An 18,103-nucleotide genomic window follows, 5' to 3' on the forward strand; every position below is an offset into this window, starting at 1 on the left:
CGCGTTAGCGCCTGTATAAATTTATCGGATTGGGTTAAATAAATTATTTTTGAGCTTTCAGGATCGATACTATTTTTTCCAGCACCTTATCCTCGCCGATACCCGTAATTATAGGCAGGCCATTAACGACCGGAATATCCAGTTCATACGGGACTTTCGTGGTGGATACCACGATAGCTGCGCCCTCGGTATTGCTTGGCAGAGAGGCGACATTCGTTTGTGAATAATTAACATCCAATCCTTGTTCCTTGCAGTATTCCATTACTTTTTCGGCAACGGCAGTGGACGTCGCGATGCCGGTGGCGCATACAAATAAAATAGTCTGGCTCATATTTCACCTCGTTCATTCAATTTATCAAAAATAGCCTGGTGAATTTGTTCATTACTCATGTCGAGTAATTGCTGCATAAACCCGCCATCCTGAATCAGATCCATTATCCAGCCCAGCACATTAAGTTGCTTGTTACTTTCACTCAGCGCCAGTAAGAAAACAACGCGTACCGGCACTGGATCCGGCTCACCACCCATATCAGCGAAGATCACCGGTTCCAGCAGAACACCGAGGCCAAAGGCGTTGCGGCGCACATGACGGTGATCGGTATGTGGTATCGCTACACCAACCGGCTCGGTAGGCAGACCGGTAGGAAATATCTGCTCGCGCCCCAGGACATGGTCGGCAAAATCCTCGGCCACCTGCCCGTCTGCAATCAACGGCTGCGCCAGTTGGCGGATGAGCGCATCGACACTCATACCCGCCGGGAGGTGTTGCACGTACTCGGATTTGAATTCAATCCCCTGCATAAATTCCTCGCTAATCACGTTAACTCTACGATTTCCAGGTTTGATAACAACCGGGGAATTGTCAAAACGGCCTCAACTCACATCCCGGCGTTGCAGGATGGTGCCCAGGTAGTATTTATTACCTTTCAGCCAGACATTACCGAACTCAACCGGCAATGTGCGGGAGAAAAAAACCAGCTGCTCCAAATGTAATACCGGCGCTTCGTCGCTAATATCCAGAAAATGCCCCCGCTCATTACCAATTAACCGCGCCGCGTAGCGGCTTTCCGAATAGCGGATTTTTTTCTGAGAAAGACGCTCAATTGTTGGAAACAAATTCTCCTTGTTAAAATCCACGTCAGTAATACCCGGACAAAGCTCAATATTAATGCGGTTCTCAATCAGCATGGCTTTTTCATCGCCAATAGAGCGCAGGCGTTCAAGATATAAAATGTCCTGCCCCGGTTTTATTTGCAGCTTCTCAGCGACAAACCGGTTGGCCGGTTCAATACGTGACGTTACCACGCTGGTGCTGAAGTTAATTTTTTGACTTTCAAGGGATTCGGCAAACGACAATAATCCTTCACCCAGAGGGTAAGCAATATTCTCCTTTTTGACAAAGGTGCCTTTTCCCTGAACCTGAACCAGCGTCCCTGCTTTAACCAACTGGGCGACCGCTTTCTTTACGGTGCCCCGGCTGACTTCCAGCATGTCCATAATCTGGAATTCGGAGGGAATACGGTCATCCTCCACCAACTCCCCGGTGTAGATACTCTCTCTTATCCACTCCGCCACCTGCTGATAGAGTGGGATCTGGGAATTCTTACTGAGTGATTTCATGGCGCGCACCTGAACATCCTGAGTTGTCTATAGACAATTATGTACAACTTCCCGACTATAATATGCATAACGGCGAATGATGTGATCGAGAGGAGTCACATTTTCAGGGACTGGATTATGATCAAATAAAAGTGATGTAAGTCACATTAATATAAAAGACAGCGCTCCCGAGAATGCTGGCGGCTACGAAGCCAAACTGGCTTACGATGGGGGCGCAGGCTAAATCACTTTACGTGCAGTGATCCTAACCAGCAATAACGGGCACCCGCGATGGCGTCGCGAGTGGCGGGGATGGCCAAGATTTTGTTTTTGAAATCAATCGCGCGCCAGCGGGCAAAAAGCAGTTCGCCGGAACGGAAAACAGATTCGGCAGAGCGGTGAAATGTCAGGTTTTCAGTTCCGTCACCGGTAGATGACCAATCACCGGGGGAATATCAGCGGATAAGCGCCTAAACCGAGACGGGATTCTTTGCCATTAATACGATACTTAAGATACCAGAGACGGGTGCCGCCAGGCAGGGGGGACGCTTCAATCGTCCCCGTCAAGAAGCGCTATGCCTGTCGGCTGACAAAGTTACGGCATTGGCCGAATACAAGCAGGACAATCCCTGGCTGCAGCCTGGCACGATCTGCACTCTTTTACGTCTTTACTTCGCCTTCGTGACATCGTTGTCCGGCCGATTTGTCAGGATGGTGTTCGCGATCATGTGAAATAGATGATCGGCCCGCGGCGCGAAACCGGATTGGTCGGCGATCCAGGCGAGCGCCGACATAAGGGCGAACAGGTCGGTCCCATCCATATCGGCGCGCGCCGTTCCCTCGGTCTGAGCACGGAACAATAGGCGCGCCCCAGCTGAGTGCACCGCTGCACATGTAGCGTAGAGCGCGGACTCCGGGTCTGCGTGTGCGCTCGCCATCAAGGCGACTACGCCGCTATAGCTTTGGACGAACGTCACCCCTTCGCGAAACCAGGACACGAGCGCTTCGTCAGGGGGATTCGACGTTTCGAGCTCGCTTGCCTTATGCGTTAGTGCGTCGAGATTCGTACGCAGCAACGCGTCGAACAAGGCTTCCCGCGTCGGGAAATGGCGAAACAGTGTGGCCAATCCAACGTCGGCTCGGCGAGCAATATCTCGCATGGACACATCGGCACCATGCTCGGCGACGGCATCACGCGCGACTGCAAGAAGGTGGCTGTAATTTTTTTTGGCATCGGCTCGCATAGGGCATCTTGACAAACGGATCAGTGTTCCATATATTAAATATGTGGATCGGTGATCCACATATTACATCACCTGGCGGCATTTCTCCAGCTGCCGTGCAACTCTAATGAAAGGGTTCTTGATATGACAAGACTGAAAGGAAAGACCGCCGTGATCACCGGTGGCGCTACCGGCATCGGCCGCGCAGCGGCAAAGCGCTTCATCGAGGAGGGCGCTTTCGTCTTTATCTACGGCCGCCGGCAGGAAGCGCTCGACGCCGCTGTGGCCGAGCTCGGACCCAATGCCCGCGCGGTGAAGGGGTCGGTCTCGGATGAGGCCGACCTCGACCGTCTCTACGCGGCGGTGAAGGCCGAACGCGGAACCCTCGACATCGTCTTCGCCAATGCCGGGGCGGGAAGCCCGCTTGCGCTCGGCAAGATCACCGCCGAGCACATTGACGAAACCTTTGACACCAATGTGAAGGGTACGATCTTCACAGTCCAGAAGGCGCTGCCGCTGATGGGGCAGGGCGGCTCGATCATCCTGACCGGATCGAGCGCCGGCACCACGGGCGCTCCGGAATTCACTGCCTACAGCGCGAGCAAGGCGGCAGTGCGCAACCTCGCGCGGACCTGGGCGGAGGACCTCAAGGGCACCGGCATCCGGGTCAACGTGCTGTCGCCCGGCGCGACGGCGACCGAACTGGCGAAGGCGGCGCTGGGCGAGGAGGGCCAGAAGGCCTACGGTGCGATGACTCCGCTCCAGCGCATGGCCGATCCCGCAGAGATTGGGGCCGTGGCCGCCTTTCTCGCGTCGTCGGACAGCAGCTTCATGACCGCCAGCGAAGTCGCCGTAGATGGCGGCCTGGCACAACTCTGACGCACTACGCCCACCGGGCGCTCCGTTCGATCGTTCGTAGCGCCCGGTGGGCGCGGTGTGCCCCAAGGAGAATATATGAGCTACGCAATTATCGGCTTCGGCAATATCGGCCAGAGCCTTGCCAAGGCGTTTGCCCGCAAGGGCATCGAAGTATTCATTGCAACGACTCGCGACCCCGAAAGCTTTGCTTCCGTAGCGGCCGCGATTGGACCGACGGTCATTCCTAAAAAACTGGCGGAAGCGGTCAAGGCGGACATCGTCTTTTTGGCTGTCCGTTTCGAGTCGCATCAGGATGTTGCAAAGGCGCTGTCCACCTGGCAGGGGAAGACTATCGTCGACGTGACCAATGCCTACGGCGTGCCCCCTGAGGAACTGGGGGGGCAGCCTTCTTCCAAGTTCGTTGCGCAGGCCTTCTCTGGTGCAAAACTGGTCAAGGGCTTCAATCATCTGGTCGCTGCCGTACTTGACCAGGATCCGGCCGTGCACGGTGGCAGGAGAGTGGTGTTTCTGGCGAGCGACGATGACGGCGCCGCAGCGGAGATTGGTGCGCTTGCGGAAAATCTCGGTTTCGCGCCGATCACACTTGGCGGCCTTTCAGAAGGTGGGCTGCTTTTGCAGGCACGCGGAAACGAATGGGGTCGGCTGATCTTCAAGGATCTGGTCAAGTTCGACTGAGCCGGGCCGAGAGAATGTTGAGGCTGACTCGGCGGCCCACGTCAATCGAGCCGTCTACGGACGGCTGAAGCCCGGTGGGTTCTACGTGATAGTCGACCACGCCGCCACCACCGGGGCGGGCACGAGCGATACCCAATCGCTGCATCGCATTGACACTTTGTCCGTCCGTAAAGAGGTGGGGGCGGCCGGCTTTATATTGGACGCGGAAAACACAATTCTCGCGAACAAGGACGATCCGCACTCCATCACAATGATTTTACGGTTGAAGATACCATCCCCGAGGTACGATAACACCCGCGTTTTTTCACCACATACGACATTACGCAACATCCCAGATATATACTTCATATGGTCCAGTCACTTTCCGCTTTGTCGCTGATCGAGGTACTTGTTCGCCTTAAGCTGTCAGGTACGGTTACTCTTTCCATGTGTGCCAGGATGCGACGATAACATATCGGTAGTGTTTCGTTTATTGCGTTTTTCGTTTATTTCGATTATTCTTTCAGCAATAGTTAATCGATGGAGATATGATGATGACGAATACTACGCTGACCGGACTGGCTCTTCCGGCAAAACATGAAATAGAAACGGCTACACGTGGCCAGCGTGCCTTGGCCGCTTTCCTTTCAACAAAGCTTGAGACGCAGCAGATTCTGATTAAAGACGCGGATGACGTCTCACACCAGATCGAACTACCTACCGCGGCCTTAACGTTGCTAATGAATGTGTTGGGTGAGCTGGCTGAAGGTAATGCCGTACAGGTTGTGCCGGTGCATGCCGAACTGACGACGCAGGAAGCTGCAAATATCTTAAATGTTTCACGGCCACACATGGTGAAATTACTCGAAGATGGCCATCTACCGCATCACAAAACCGGCCGACACCGTCGAGTGTTGTTTGCAGACTTGATGGCCTACAAAAATGAGCGCGATGCTAACAGCCAAGAGGCTATGCAGAAGCTTGCGGCACAGGCTCAGGAACTCGGGTTAGGTTATTGACACATGATGCATTCACCTTATCCCGTAGTACTTGATGCCTGTGTGCTTTATCCGGCAATACTGCGCGATCTGCTGATGCATTTAGGTTTGGCCGGTTTGTACCAGCCTAAGTGGTCTGAGGTAATTCATGATGAATGGCGGCGTAATCTGTTGTTACAGCGAAGCGACATCAACCCAGAGGCACTGGCACGAACAACGGATCTAATGAATCTGGCGCTGCCTGATGCAAATGTTACTGGATTTGAAACGCTTATCGAGGGTATCTCATTACCTGACCCCGACGATAGGCACGTTCTGGCTGTGGCAATCCGTTCGAATGCTGATGTGATTGTGACTCTGAACTTGAAGGATTTTCCAAGTGGAGTCTTGGCAGGATTTGGTATTGAAGCACTTCACCCAGATGATTTTATCTCGGATCTCTTTGATCTGAATCACTCGGTTGCGCTGAATGCCGTCAGATTACAACGCAACGCATTAAAAAACCCGCCAATGGCGACTGAAGAATTCTTGGAGATGCTACTCAAGCAGGGACTCCCCATGACGGTCAAGGCTCTTAGAAATTACCAGTTTATGATTTAGCAGGTTTTAAGCGGTGGTTTTGTCTCACTGAAGTTGCTCAAGAAGTGTGGGCATATGAAGGACCGGGATTCAGGAATCTCTGATTGAATTCAGCACTGAACCCGGAAGTGATCATAAGCCGGTTTTTCCTCATATTGCTGAGCCTAATTCGTGGAAAAGAGCAGCAAAACAGCAATTTCAAAAATGGGCGGGGTTGAATCGGGAATCACTCAATTAACCTCATGAGCATACTGGCATGGTGCCAGTGAATGGGCACTTAGGATTTTGAATTGTCTAAATATTTGTCTAGCGTTGAGATGAATAAGCTCATTAAACAGTTAAATAGAATCGATTGTGACCGGGTTGATTTTAATTATATCAAGGACATGATAGCTAAATTAACAAATGGACTGACTATGGTGCTTCAAAATCAAGGTGGCGCCGATTCTATGTATAGAATTAGACGTTTTGCGTCTACTAACATTTCCAACGTAAGCGAGGTTTTCGCACCTCCTTCATCTGCTGTTATCAATTATCAACGTTGTAACGGTCCTGGTGAGCCCAAATTTTATGCTGCATCAACTCGAATGGCTGCTATTAAGGAAAGCCGTGCTGAAGTTGGAGAAGTAGTGGATCTAGGACAATGGATAAATCATGGAAGTTATCCAGTGAATGTCGTGCTGACTTCGCAAGTTACGCCGCATGATTTCGTTTACGAGGAGGCAGAAAAAGTACTTTATCCTTATTTTGAATCGTAATGAGATTTTCAGCTATCGCTATAAAGTGTGAAAATCAAGAAAGCAAAAAGCCCGCATCAGTTCCCTGAGCGGGCTTTTCTAGAATTTTGGCTCCTCTGACTGGGATCGCCTTTGCCAGTAACTGGCTAATATGTAAGCTAAACCTGAAAACTCTCCCTGTCAAGACCACCAGAATGACCACCAATAGTAGTATATTAACTAAATCTATTATGAGAAACCTTTGCATGTGTTGATCGTTACTATGGCTTAACCTTAAAAATCAGCATGGTTAGCAAGTGCATCGAAAAATCCATACTGAGTGGGACAAGAGGTTTAACTGTCTGATCATACCGAGAGAGGAAGTTACTAACACCAAGACATGTTAATTAATAGTGACCAGATCAGTTGCTTTGAAAAATCTGTCACGAGTGCGATGAATCTGCATGTCGTGTTCCATTGCCTCTAGGACTTGTAGGTGTGCATCTATATGGGAAATTAGAGGAGGAAAGCACAAGGTAGCATCTTCAAGCTGCTCAGACGTGTTTAGATTATCCGTGGTGATTCAAAGCTATTTTTGAAATTTTTAGTGTAAATGCTATACTACTCGTAAATTTTATCTGCTACTGTAAATTGTAGGAGAGTATTTTGAGAGAATGTTTACGTGAATTATTAAAAAAAACATTGATTAAACAATATTCACTCCCTAATTCTGATCTAAAAATTGAGCGTACATGCTTAAGTAATATTGATGATGATGCTTTTTTATGCGCGTCAGAAGATGATTTGGTTTGCGTAATTTACAATTCAATAATCGATTATTCATTCAATGAGTTTGATCTGAACGATAGTGATTATTCTAAGTTGTTAATTCAGGCTTTGAAAATTAAAATTAGGTATAATGAGTGGCAAGATGAAACTGTAAAAATAAAATACGGTTTTTATGGGGAGGTTATACTTTATTCAATGCTTCAGCATTTTTATCATTCTACGCCCTTGGTTTCTAGGGGGTATTTCTATAATCCACTAGAAAACTCTGAAACAAAAGGTTATGACTCTTATCATCTAATTGAATCAGCTGATAAGATTGATTTGTGGTTTGGTGAGGTGAAATTTCGCGGAACATTAGATAGTTGTATCAAAAGTGCAGTGGAAGGGTTGGATAAAGCGTTATCAGATATGTATTTATCCAATAATATATTGGCAATGATTAATCACAGGAATAATTTTAATATTAAAGATAGTAAAATAGAAAAAATCATAGACTCATGGAGTATTAATCCAGAGATTAATTTACTGGATGAAATAAAAAAATACAATTTAAAATTAATATACCCCATCTTGATTATCTATTCTGATAAAGATCCTGAATACGATCACCGGATTACTAATGCGATTAAACATATCAATGATAATTATGCTTCAAAAAAATATAACTTATCCATTGATTATCAAATATTTTTTATTCTATTACCATTAAATGAAGTGAAGAAAATTAAACAGGATGTTATCAAATGGATCGAATCGAAGCAGCCTCTGATATCATAAAGAAACTAAACTCGTTTATGTCAGGAAAAATTACTGACTATGATTTTATAAAAGAAGTTTGTACGTATTTTGATAGTATAAAACATCTCCGTTTAACCAGCTCTGATTTGAAATTTCTAAAGTATATATCAAATATTTCGGGTGTTCCTCATTATTATGATCTGCTATTTACTAGGTTTAAGCAAGATGGTTCTTTTAAGGTTTTTGATCTTAATACATTTTCATCTATATTTTATGAAAGCTCATTGTATGTCGATGAAAATATTAAAATCCATAAGTTTCAAAAGCAAATTTTAGATAGGTTTAAAGAGGGTGGTATAAATAGGTTCTTTTTATCGGCAACAACGTCATTTGGAAAAACATTCTTAATCTATGAAATAATAAAGCAAAAAAAATATAAAAACATTGCTTTAATATTTCCTACTATTGCACTTCTTTCTGAAAATTATGAGCGTCTTATTTTAGATAAAAACTATACCTATTTTAAAGATTTTAATATTCATACTTTAAGTGAGGTGAAGGATATATCTGATAAGAATATTTATATTTTTACACCTGAACGGTATCTGTCATTTATTGACAAAAATAATAATGTTGATTTAGATTTTGTTTTCATTGATGAGGTTTATAAAATTGATAATGAGTATCTAATTGATTCTATTAATCAGGAGAATGAAAGAGATACAGCATATAGAGTAGCATTGCAAAATATTTTAATGAAATGCACTGATGTTTTACTGGTCGGTCCTTATATTGAATTCCCTGATGATGATAGTAACCAGTCATTTAATGTTTTTTTGGCCAGAAATAATTTTAACACTCTGAATTATAATAAATTTGAAATTGTAGGAAAAAAGGTTTTTTTTATAAAAAACGGTGATTTTAATATTGATGAAAACTTAAGTTTTACTTTAAAAAGTAGCTATAAAGCCCCAGAGAAAATAGCGGAAATAGTTTCAGCTATACGAGGTATAAATGAGAATGTTATTTTATACACGAAAGGGCCAACTACTGCTGAAACTAAAGCTAAAGATCTACTTGGTAAAAATGTTTATCAGCTTGATCCCAACTTAAATAAATTTATTAGTCATTTAGAAGCAACATTTTACTTGAGAGATGAATACAATGAACAGTGGGTGGTAATAAATGCCCTGAAATCCAAAGTGGCTATTCATCATGGATTAGTGCCTAAATATATACAAAAAGAGATTATTAATTTTTTCAATTTAGGTTATCTAGATGTTTTAATTTCTACAACAACAATAACTGAAGGAGTTAATACTTCGGCTAAAAATCTTATTGTACTCAGCTCATATAAAGGAGATAAGGTTTTAAAAACATTTGATGCGAAAAATATCACTGGTAGAGCCGGTCGTTTTTTATATCATTACAGTGGTAGGGTATTAATTATTGATAAAAGATTTCAAGAGATTTTGGATGGGTCTGATGATGAAATAAAACATAAAAACTATGATGCCACCTCTATTAAAAATGAAATAGACTATTTTATTACTGATGAAGAATATCTGAGTTTAGAAGATATTAAAGAAAAAGAAAGAATAATTCAGGAACAGAATGAATTAGGTATACCCGATGAAATAATGAAAATGTTCAGGGTTATATCACATAGTGATAAGATTGAAATATTTAAACGAATTAAAAGATTAAATATAGATGAATTGCAAAAAATAAAGTCTTTAATCCAATTAATTAACTCACCAATCATTTCAATTAATTTTGATGGGTTAAAGTCGATTCTCTATATTATAAAGCCAATTGTTAAGAATACTAAACTGAAATTTTTGATTGATACTGAAACCGTGGTCAAAAAAGGTAAAAACGCTGGGAGTTTCTATCCTATTATTGTCTATATGCTATCTGCATATTTGAAAGATGGATTCATAGGTAGCGTAAAGTATAATCTTACCCGAAGGGATAGTAAACTTAAACCATTTACAATAAATAAAGCAATAAGTGAATCGTCATCATTTATTTTCAATACCTTGAAATATCAACTTGTTAAGTATCTTGGTGTTTTTAATATAATGTATAAATATCAACAATCATCTCTATTAGGTAAAGCTATTGATGAGGTCTCAGGCATAGATAAGTTGTTGTTAAAGTTAGAGTATAACGCAACTTCTGATAAGGGGCGTTTAGCTAGTGACTATGGTGTTCCAAGTAAAGTTATAGAGTATTATGAAGCTAATGAAGATATTGAAATAAAAGAAAGTTTTGATTCTTTTGAACAGGAAAAATTTGAAGGGTTTGAAAAAATAGTTAATAAAAATAATGATGTATAGAATGAAATGGCGTCAACGAGATTTTTCCGTTGACGCCATTCCGACCCCGTAAATAATTCTGTTGAAATTCCATCTGATTAAAGGTGGCCGCTAAGGCAGTCAGCGAACTTGATAATAAAACGGCCTATAGCCAACCGAAAGTTCTGGGTCGGCATACTCCACTTTTTAGACGCGGACTGCATTATTAAATAAATCACTTTGCTCACCGAGAGGTCCGTCGGGGATACTTTGCATTTCTTTATCGCTTGTCTGTAAACACATGGCGATTCACAGAGGTATTGTTATTAATATTAATTACAGTCTCAGCCCAAACCCCAAACCCCAAACCCCAAACCCCAAACCCCAAACCCCAAACCCCAAACCCCAAACCCCAAACCCCAAACCCCAAACCCCAAACCCAATTCACCGCTGCGAACCAAGGGGCGCTAAGCCCGGCTATGCATGGGTAAGTTTTTTTCTCCTGTGCATTTTTCGTTCTCCGTATCTGCTTCCGGTTAATCGTTTCCCAACACAACCCGTTCCGCAAGGGTAAATGACACGCATGCTGCGCCCTTGCGGGCCAGAACGCTGCCGGGAAAGCGAACCGTCAGGCGATACGAAGACGAAAATCACACACTGACGGAGAAAAAACCATGATGATTTCCCTGCGTTCCACCCGGACAAGCGCCCCTAACACCGCACCGGCGACCAGCGTATCCCCGCTGGAGCAGTCAGGCTCCTCAAAAACGAAATTGTCTAAAACCAGAACGGATATTTATCAGACCGTTACCGACAACATCATTGCAGCACTTGAAGGCGGTGTAAAACTGTGGTCCTGCCCGTGGCAACGCGTATCGGGCATGTCTGGTCTGCCATCCAATTACGCCACCGGCGTAGCCTACAGTGGTGTAAATATCATGTTGCTGTGGTGCAGTGCATCAAAACAGGGTTTCAGCGATTCACGCTGGATGACCTACAAACAGGCACAGGCAGCAGGAGGACAGGTTCGCAAGGGTGAACATGGCACAACAGCCATTTTCTACGCCACGCTGGAGAAGGAAAACGACGCCGGAGAAATCGACCATATCCCGATGCTGAAAACCTTCACCGTATTTAATGTTCAGCAAATCGACGGCCTGGTCCTGACAACTGAAACAGTCGGCCAGGAAGCAACCTTTGACCCTTCGCCACAGGCTGAAAATCTGTTCCGCAATAGTGGCGCAAACATCATCGAGAAAGGACAATACGCCTTTTTCAGCCCATCAACTGATGAGGTCTGGCTACCGGAGCGCCATCTTTTCGCTGATGCGGCCAACTTCTACGCTACCGGCCTGCATGAGCTGGTGCACTGGAGTGGTGGTAGAGGCCGCCTGAATCGCGAGATGAAAGGGAAATTTGGCAGTGAGGATTATGTGTTTGAGGAGCTGATCGCCGAGCTGGGAAGCGCCTTCCTGATGGCGGATCTGGGGATTGTCGGGGAGGTCCAGCACGAAAGCTACATCGCTTCTTGGCTGAAAGCACTGAAAAACGACAAACGCTATATTTTCAAAGCCGCCAGTGCGGCAGCGAAAGCGCATCGTTATTTGATGGATATAGCTTGAGGACAGAGGTAAGAAGCCACAAAGGAATGTGGCTTTGACAATATATTCTTGTGGGCAGAGTCGTGGTGGTGTTAAAGGTTTAACCTCCCTACGAATTTTTCGTGGCACTGTGTGTTAGGAAAAATTCGCAGGCTGCGGGGGCGGGCGGCAAAGAGCCCGCTCATCACTTTAGGTGTATTGGCTCAGACTTGATCTGGCCGTGTTATTTGTTAGAACACGATTCAGCATGACGGTCAGCAACGAGCGAGAAGCGGAAGTCATGCTTGCTAATACCTCTTAAAGTGCATAGCTCGTTTTCCAAGATGCAAACAGTTGCAGCCTATGTAGCGGAGCATTAATGCTGGACCGGACAGTACCAAATTATGGATAAGCTACATCATGTTGCCAGCAACCTATGCAAGAGCTTCGACTTAGGAGCGCAACATGCTGTGTTACTTGGTACACAGAGCTGAGGCCGTGTCATGACCCCCAGAGATGCCTTCTCATACATGCCAAATCTGAATCCGCACGAGTAACTCAAAAAAGAATATGTTTTCATCGTGTTGAAACGCTACGATATAACCATCAGGATTATTCTGGGCGTCACTAAACACAGTCGGAATTTCCGCTTATCGTAATCGGGTACTGGCAAAATGGAGTCGCTGAATGAGTGTGTTGAGTTGGGCAATAGATCTGTGCGGGAAGATGGAAGCGTGGCTGGTTAAGCGCCAGGCAAAAGATCAACTACAGAGCGCAGAGCAGGGGTTGAGTCTGATGGAAGAAGAATTAGGTGATCGCTATGACACCTTAGCGCCGAAAACCATCAATGATGCCAGTATGCGAGAGTATTTCATTGCCCTAAAATATGCCTTGTCTCAGAATGAAGTGGTCAACAAAAACTGGCCACCACGTTAGAGTTTTTCCAGTATCGATTTTCTGATTCGTTTGGTGGCAACCCACCGTTATATTCGTGCGGCCTGAGTGCGCTGTAATATCTAACGATATAGTCCGTTATAGCGTGAGTCGCATCGCTGAAGCTTACGTAACCTGTCACTGGCACCCATTCGTTTTTCAGACTCCGGAAGAAGCGTTCCATTGGGCTATTATCCCAACAGTTTCCACGCCGGCTCATACTCTGTCTGATCCGGTAACGCCACAGTAACTGCCGGAACTGCCTGCTCGTATAATGACTGCCCTGATCGCTGTGGAACATCACTCCTGCGGGCTTACCCCGAGTTTCCCATGCCATTTCCAGTGCTTTCATGGTGAGTCTACTGTCCGGCGAGAACGACATTGCCCAGCCCACTGGCTTTCTTGCAAACAGATCGAGAACAACAGCGAGGTATGCCCAGCGTTTGCCTGTCCAGATATAGGTCACATCACCGCACCATACCAGGTTTGGCTGTGTTACGGCGAACTGTCGCTCAAGGTGATTCGGGATAGCAACGTGTTCATGACCGCCACGCTTATACCGGTGAGTCGCTTGCTGGCAACTGACCAGCCCCAGTTCTTTCATGAGCCTGCCAGCAAGCCAGCGCCCCATCCGATAGCCTCTCTGGGTTGCCATTGTGGCGATGCTTCTTGCTCCGGCCGAACCGTGGCTGATGCCATGCAGCTCAAGTACCTGACTGCGTAATACAGCCCGTCTGCCGTCTGGCTTTTCAGGACGGTTTTTCCAGTATTTGTAGCTGCTGCGATGAACCCCGAACACATGGCAGAGTGTGGCCACAGGATAACGCGCCCTGAGTTTCCCGATTATCGAGAACTGTTCAGGGAGTCTGACATCAAGAGCGCGGTAGCCTTTTTTAATATTTCGTTTTCCATTTCAATACGTTGCACCTTCTTCCTGAGCTCACGTATTTCGATTTGTTCCGGTGTGATAGGAGAGGCTTTTGGCGTTTTGCCCTGTCGTTCATCACGCAGCTGTTTTACCCATTTAGTCATCGTGGAAAGCCCCACATCCATAGCCTTAGCGGCGTCAGAAACGGTGTAATTTTGGTCGACAACCAACTGAGCGGACTCACGTTTGAATTCAGGACTAAAATTTCTTCTTTTCATTGGTGCACCTGTGTTGTTCTGAGGTGAGCATATCACCTCTGTTCAGGTGGCCAAATTCAGTAAACCACTTCAGAAAGACGTAAGAAACATTGCCATCACAGGGAGCTATGGCGCAGGGAAAAGTACGGTTATTTCATCATTTATGAAATATCACTGCGATGATAAATACATCAATGTATCTCTTGCAGGGTTCGATATGACGGAAAATGAAACAACCGTCAGCCCCACTCACCAAGAGGTTGAACTCAGTATCCTGCAACAAATTCTTTATAAAGAGAATAGAGAGAAGCTTCCTGACTCAAGGATAGACAGAATAATCGACAGGGGCCCTCACTATGTCAGAGGAACTTATCGGGCCTTACTTAAAGTCATTACGCCCATCGCGGTAGCCGCATTTATTATCTATTTCAAAACAATTGCAGAGTTTCTAAGCCTTCCGCCATCCTGGATCGAGGTGTTTAATGCACACTACATCATAAAAGGCATTATATTAGTTTTGCTGGCTTTTACCTCGCTGTACTTTATAACTGCCAGCGCATCTAGAATCGGTATTTTTGATAAGAAGCTTAAGCTGAGCAAGATCGCCCTTTTAAGCGGAGATGTAGAGGCAAGCGACCAAGAGACGCCATCCTTACTGAATAACTGTCTTGACGAGATCGTGTATTTTTTCACCAGGCTGGAATATAAGGTGGTTATCTTTGAAGATCTTGACAGGCTAGGAACGCCTGAGATTTTCGTTAAGCTGCGTGAAATTAACAAAATAGTTAATAACAATATTGTTGATGGTAATCCGGTCAGGTTTGTTTATGCGGTAAGAGACGACTTATTTCTAGGTGCTGATGCTAGAACTAAATTCTTTGATTTCATTCTTCCCGTCATTCCATTTATGGACAGCAGAAACGCGTTTACGTTATTAAAGAGGAAAATGTCGCTCGACACGCATAACGATAGCTATCTGAAAGACATTTCGTCATATATAAATGACATGCGCAGCCTGCAGAATTTAGTCAATGAGTACCATGTGTTCAGCAATATCGTTGATAACGGCAAAGATAAGATTAAACTGTTATCGCTAGTGTTTTATAAAAACATCTACGCTTTAGACTACTTCCTTACCGATAAGAAAACAGGGGTTTTATATTCATTTATTCGCGACTATCGAACTCGCAAACTTCATCGTAATCATTTCGACTCTCTGGAAACAAAACTAGAACTTTTACAGGCTGAAATAGAACATCTTAATCATGAGCCTATGTATGACCACAGGGGAATCAGAGAGGATATAGTGTGCCGATATATTCCAAAAATGCTCTGGGATGGCGTTTATTTTGGTACGGGAAATGGACACAATGATTTTTATCACCTACCCACCTTGGTTTTAATTGATGATGAGAATAGCTTTTTAGAATTTTTATCGCGAAAGGAAAATTTATATATAGGTTACTTTTTTAATTATCAAATGAAATCACTCTCACTTTTTGATAGAGCATTAAGAGAACAATTAAAAGAAGAATACCTGAAACGAAAAACCAAAATGGGTAAAGATAAAAACTCGGCTTTTAGTGAGCTGCAAATAAAAATAAAGGAACTTAAAGAGTCAATAAAATTAAAAAATGCCCTTTCGCTGCGAGAACTTACGCTAATCATCGGGCGTGAAAAATTTGCAGAGATTGCGCAGGGGTATCTTGAGGCGATGGAGGGTCATGACTTCGTCTCTGAACAGCAGCTTCATGCCTTGTGTGCCGATATGCGCAATGGCGGCTTAGACGCTTTGTATCTGCTGCTGTCCGATGGTCTGGTGATGCAAGACTTCATGGCCTACCGCTCTATTTTCCATGAAGGATCAATGACCGTAAATGATAACGACTTTCTGAAAGTCGTCGGTCAGGATCTGAGCTGCGCAACCTCAAACGGTGAATATTTTATCGATGACGAGAATAGAGTCATCAGCGAACTGGTTGAATATAACCGTATTTATGCCGATGGCGCGCTTCATCATCAACTGGTGACTCATCTGATTAATAACGAAGATGAACATCTGGTGGGCATGTTCGCTTCGCTATTCAGCAAGTCCGATGAACACATCCTTACTGTTTTTACTGAACTTTATAGCCGATTTGGCAAACCCGAGACCTTCGATAAGTTAATCGTTACTGCACTGCAAAAAAATGATTATCTTGACAGAATGGTTGCCGTTCTCGCAGGACAGCCGGGTGAAAAATTCACCAACGATATTGCTATCAGCGTGATAGCCTGCGTATCGCCTGAACATGCGCTAGATAAACCGCAATACCGCCAGCTTATTCATTCGCTGGGCTGTCGCATCATCTCTCAGCTCACAGAGGAGAATCAGGAAGCGTTCATGCGTCATGTACAACAGGCGGATGCATGCTATGACGAGCTGTTCGAACCTATAACGCCAACGGAGCGGTATTGTCTGCAGTTTGTTGCGCAAAACAGTCTTTATCAGTTAACCAGACACAATGTAGGCATTGCCATTTCGTGTCTTATTGACAACATAACGCCTGAAGAGGCGGTAAGGAAACCCTGGACGCTCGCCTATGAGCATAAACTCAGTGAGGTTTCTGATTACTTCAGTCAAAACATCGATATATTCGTCAGGGATGTGTTTATCTACTCCGCTGAGGATGCCGCCTGTACCCGCTATGTTCTGACCCGCACCTCTCTAAGCGACGATTCCAAAGGCGATATCGTCAGAAACATGACCTTCTCGTTTGCCGACCTGTCCGGGATATCGGCTAAAGCAGAATTTACCGAAGACCAGCTAACGATTTCCTATCACGACCTGTTTTACCGATATGACCGCATCGCACCGGGATGGGGGGCGCTAATAGACTATATCTGCGAAGATTGCGACATGGAGATACTGACGGCTTATGTGACAAAGCATGCGCCTGTATTGGGGCAATCATCCCCAGAAGTTTATGATGGCGACCGCTATGACCTGCTGTATATGAAAATTATCTGCAACGATGACCTGGAAGAACAGGTTTATCAGAACCTAGTTGCACCGATTGAGATTAACATGCGGGAAATTGATGAGCAGCTTAGCGCGCATCATTTCTGCACCCTGGTAGCCATGCAGAAACTGCCTCTCGACGCAGATGTGTATGAAAAAATTGCGGCTCAATATGCGGTTCAAGATGAAAATATCAGTGATGCCTTCGTCTATTGGTTCAACCAGTACAAAAGTGAGTTTTTGACGCAGCCCGAGTTCTATCTAAGAAAAGAAAAAGACGCGCGCTTCTTTAACGTCATGCTCACAAAAGTCATAACCTACGCGCACTTTACCGTGCAAGAGAGAGCGGACCTAGTGTCGCTATTCATTGATTATTTCATTGCGTCTGATATCGCTGACCTTAATTACCCTCATGATGTCCTGCTGCAGGTGTTTAACAGTACCAGTAATGAAGAATTCAAGCTCATGCTGTTTACGCGATTTATTGTGACAGGCCTGAATAAACATCAACTGGCCGGGCTATGTCATCAAATGGGCGAAGATGAATTGAGAAATGTATTCATCAATCGAACCCAGGCAACAATTGCTGTTGCAAACAGGGAACGCGTGATATCAATTCTTGAACATCTGCAAGCAGTACGCATCATCAGAGGTTTTCAGGAGCGTGAAGGTGGGAAAATCTCCGTCTTTATCGAACCCGATCTGGAGGATGAAGATTAGCGATTTAGCATTTTCAGGCCGGGACTGGCAGGTCTCTGCCTGTTTTTGTTAATCTGTTAACGAACTTATATTGTCTCTATACATGTTAGATTCTTTCAGCAGTATGTTGCTGAACAGTCCGCTCCTAGTACGGAGAAGTTAACCGAGCTCAAGGTCCGCTGTGAGCGAGGAGCGGACCTTCATCAGAAACTGCTCACAATAAGCTACAGCTCATCAGACTCAGTTAATTTTAATCAATGCCTGGCTGACCAAGCCAGGCTAACAGAATG

At 45.0% G+C, this 18,103-nt stretch carries 17 protein-coding genes and 1 pseudogene; 11 read left to right on the forward strand and 7 right to left on the reverse strand.

Annotated features, from left to right (window positions below):
• Positions 1-43: 43 nt before the first annotated feature.
• The 3 genes from ACL2XJ_RS18995 to ACL2XJ_RS19005 form a co-directional block, all read right to left on the reverse strand.
• Complete coding sequence (locus ACL2XJ_RS18995; RefSeq protein ID WP_132922096.1) at positions 44-331, reverse strand: PTS sugar transporter subunit IIB; 288 nt, start codon at positions 329-331, stop codon at positions 44-46.
• On the reverse strand, positions 328-801 hold the full coding sequence (locus ACL2XJ_RS19000) for a PTS sugar transporter subunit IIA (RefSeq protein ID WP_413726923.1): 474 nt from the start codon (positions 799-801) through the stop codon (positions 328-330). The genes ACL2XJ_RS18995 and ACL2XJ_RS19000 overlap by 4 nt, the downstream gene beginning before the upstream one ends.
• A gap of 72 nt (positions 802-873) precedes the next feature.
• Entirely contained in the window at positions 874-1,620 is a 747-nt protein-coding gene (locus tag ACL2XJ_RS19005; RefSeq protein ID WP_132922095.1) for a GntR family transcriptional regulator, read from the reverse strand.
• A 558-nt stretch (positions 1,621-2,178) separates the two neighbouring features.
• Here ACL2XJ_RS19005 and ACL2XJ_RS19010 point away from each other — a divergent pair.
• Complete coding sequence (locus ACL2XJ_RS19010) at positions 2,179-2,331, forward strand: hypothetical protein (protein ID WP_413726924.1); 153 nt, start codon at positions 2,179-2,181, stop codon at positions 2,329-2,331.
• Here ACL2XJ_RS19010 and ACL2XJ_RS19015 read toward each other — a convergent pair.
• Entirely contained in the window at positions 2,268-2,843 is a 576-nt protein-coding gene (locus ACL2XJ_RS19015; RefSeq protein ID WP_413724137.1) for a TetR/AcrR family transcriptional regulator, read from the reverse strand. The genes ACL2XJ_RS19010 and ACL2XJ_RS19015 overlap by 64 nt on opposite strands.
• A 123-nt stretch (positions 2,844-2,966) precedes the next feature.
• Between ACL2XJ_RS19015 and ACL2XJ_RS19020 the strand changes: the two genes are divergently transcribed.
• The 5 genes from ACL2XJ_RS19020 (at position 2,967) to ACL2XJ_RS19040 (ending at position 6,690) form a co-directional block, all read left to right on the forward strand.
• Positions 2,967-3,701 carry an SDR family NAD(P)-dependent oxidoreductase gene (locus tag ACL2XJ_RS19020; protein ID WP_413724138.1) on the forward strand — a complete coding sequence of 245 codons (735 nt, stop codon included), beginning with the start codon at positions 2,967-2,969 and terminating at the stop codon, positions 3,699-3,701.
• 75 nt (positions 3,702-3,776) lie between these two features.
• A complete protein-coding gene (locus ACL2XJ_RS19025) occupies positions 3,777-4,376 on the forward strand; it encodes an NADPH-dependent F420 reductase (protein WP_413724139.1) in 600 nt (199 codons plus the stop codon).
• A gap of 533 nt (positions 4,377-4,909) precedes the next feature.
• Entirely contained in the window at positions 4,910-5,374 is a 465-nt protein-coding gene (locus ACL2XJ_RS19030; RefSeq protein WP_413726925.1) for a helix-turn-helix domain-containing protein, read from the forward strand.
• A gap of 3 nt (positions 5,375-5,377) precedes the next feature.
• The gene (locus ACL2XJ_RS19035; protein ID WP_413724140.1) at positions 5,378-5,953 is read left to right on the forward strand and encodes a putative toxin-antitoxin system toxin component, PIN family; all 576 of its coding nucleotides are present in this window, start codon (positions 5,378-5,380) and stop codon (positions 5,951-5,953) included.
• Between the two features lie 269 nt (positions 5,954-6,222).
• Positions 6,223-6,690, forward strand: coding sequence for a hypothetical protein (locus tag ACL2XJ_RS19040; RefSeq protein ID WP_413724141.1), 468 nt, complete (start codon positions 6,223-6,225; stop codon positions 6,688-6,690).
• A 34-nt stretch (positions 6,691-6,724) separates the two neighbouring features.
• On the opposite strand, the gene ACL2XJ_RS19045 is transcribed toward ACL2XJ_RS19040, so the two are convergent.
• Positions 6,725-6,916, reverse strand: a complete 192-nt coding sequence (locus ACL2XJ_RS19045; protein ID WP_413724142.1) for a hypothetical protein — start codon at positions 6,914-6,916, stop codon at positions 6,725-6,727.
• 398 nt (positions 6,917-7,314) lie between these two features.
• Here ACL2XJ_RS19045 and ACL2XJ_RS19050 point away from each other — a divergent pair, with 398 nt between their 5' ends.
• Together ACL2XJ_RS19050 and ACL2XJ_RS19055 are read left to right on the forward strand one after the other, a co-directional pair.
• Positions 7,315-8,214: a DUF1837 domain-containing protein gene (locus ACL2XJ_RS19050; protein ID WP_413724143.1), complete on the forward strand. Its 900-nt coding sequence runs from the start codon at positions 7,315-7,317 to the stop codon at positions 8,212-8,214.
• The gene (locus tag ACL2XJ_RS19055; RefSeq protein WP_413724144.1) at positions 8,181-10,517 is read left to right on the forward strand and encodes a helicase-related protein; all 2,337 of its coding nucleotides are present in this window, start codon (positions 8,181-8,183) and stop codon (positions 10,515-10,517) included. Before ACL2XJ_RS19050 ends, ACL2XJ_RS19055 begins: the two co-directional genes overlap by 34 nt.
• Positions 10,518-10,594: 77 nt before the next feature.
• On the opposite strand, the pseudogene ACL2XJ_RS19060 reads toward ACL2XJ_RS19055, so the two are convergent.
• Positions 10,595-10,774: pseudogene (locus tag ACL2XJ_RS19060) on the reverse strand (hypothetical protein); the annotation flags it as partial.
• 375 nt (positions 10,775-11,149) lie between these two features.
• Between ACL2XJ_RS19060 and ACL2XJ_RS19065 the strand changes: the two are divergent.
• Positions 11,150-12,097: an ArdC family protein gene (locus ACL2XJ_RS19065; protein WP_413724145.1), complete on the forward strand. Its 948-nt coding sequence runs from the start codon at positions 11,150-11,152 to the stop codon at positions 12,095-12,097.
• A 645-nt stretch (positions 12,098-12,742) separates the two neighbouring features.
• Positions 12,743-12,991 carry a hypothetical protein gene (locus ACL2XJ_RS19070; protein ID WP_413724146.1) on the forward strand — a complete coding sequence of 83 codons (249 nt, stop codon included), beginning with the start codon at positions 12,743-12,745 and terminating at the stop codon, positions 12,989-12,991.
• Here the strand turns inward: ACL2XJ_RS19070 and ACL2XJ_RS19075 are convergent.
• Positions 12,966-14,134 (reverse strand): IS3 family transposase gene (locus ACL2XJ_RS19075; RefSeq protein ID WP_413724147.1). Its coding sequence is split into 2 segments (ribosomal slippage): positions 12,966-13,885 and positions 13,885-14,134, totalling 1,170 coding nucleotides; the frame shifts between segments, so codons are not numbered across the junction. The genes ACL2XJ_RS19070 and ACL2XJ_RS19075 overlap by 26 nt on opposite strands.
• Positions 14,135-14,180: 46 nt before the next feature.
• Here ACL2XJ_RS19075 and ACL2XJ_RS19080 point away from each other — a divergent pair.
• Complete coding sequence (locus ACL2XJ_RS19080) at positions 14,181-17,834, forward strand: DNA-binding protein (RefSeq protein WP_413724148.1); 3,654 nt, start codon at positions 14,181-14,183, stop codon at positions 17,832-17,834.
• Positions 17,835-18,103 lie beyond the last annotated feature (269 nt).

The organism is Sodalis sp. RH16, from assembly GCF_047324245.1.
In the GTDB taxonomy this organism is placed as follows: domain Bacteria; phylum Pseudomonadota; class Gammaproteobacteria; order Enterobacterales; family Enterobacteriaceae; genus Acerihabitans; species Acerihabitans ligni.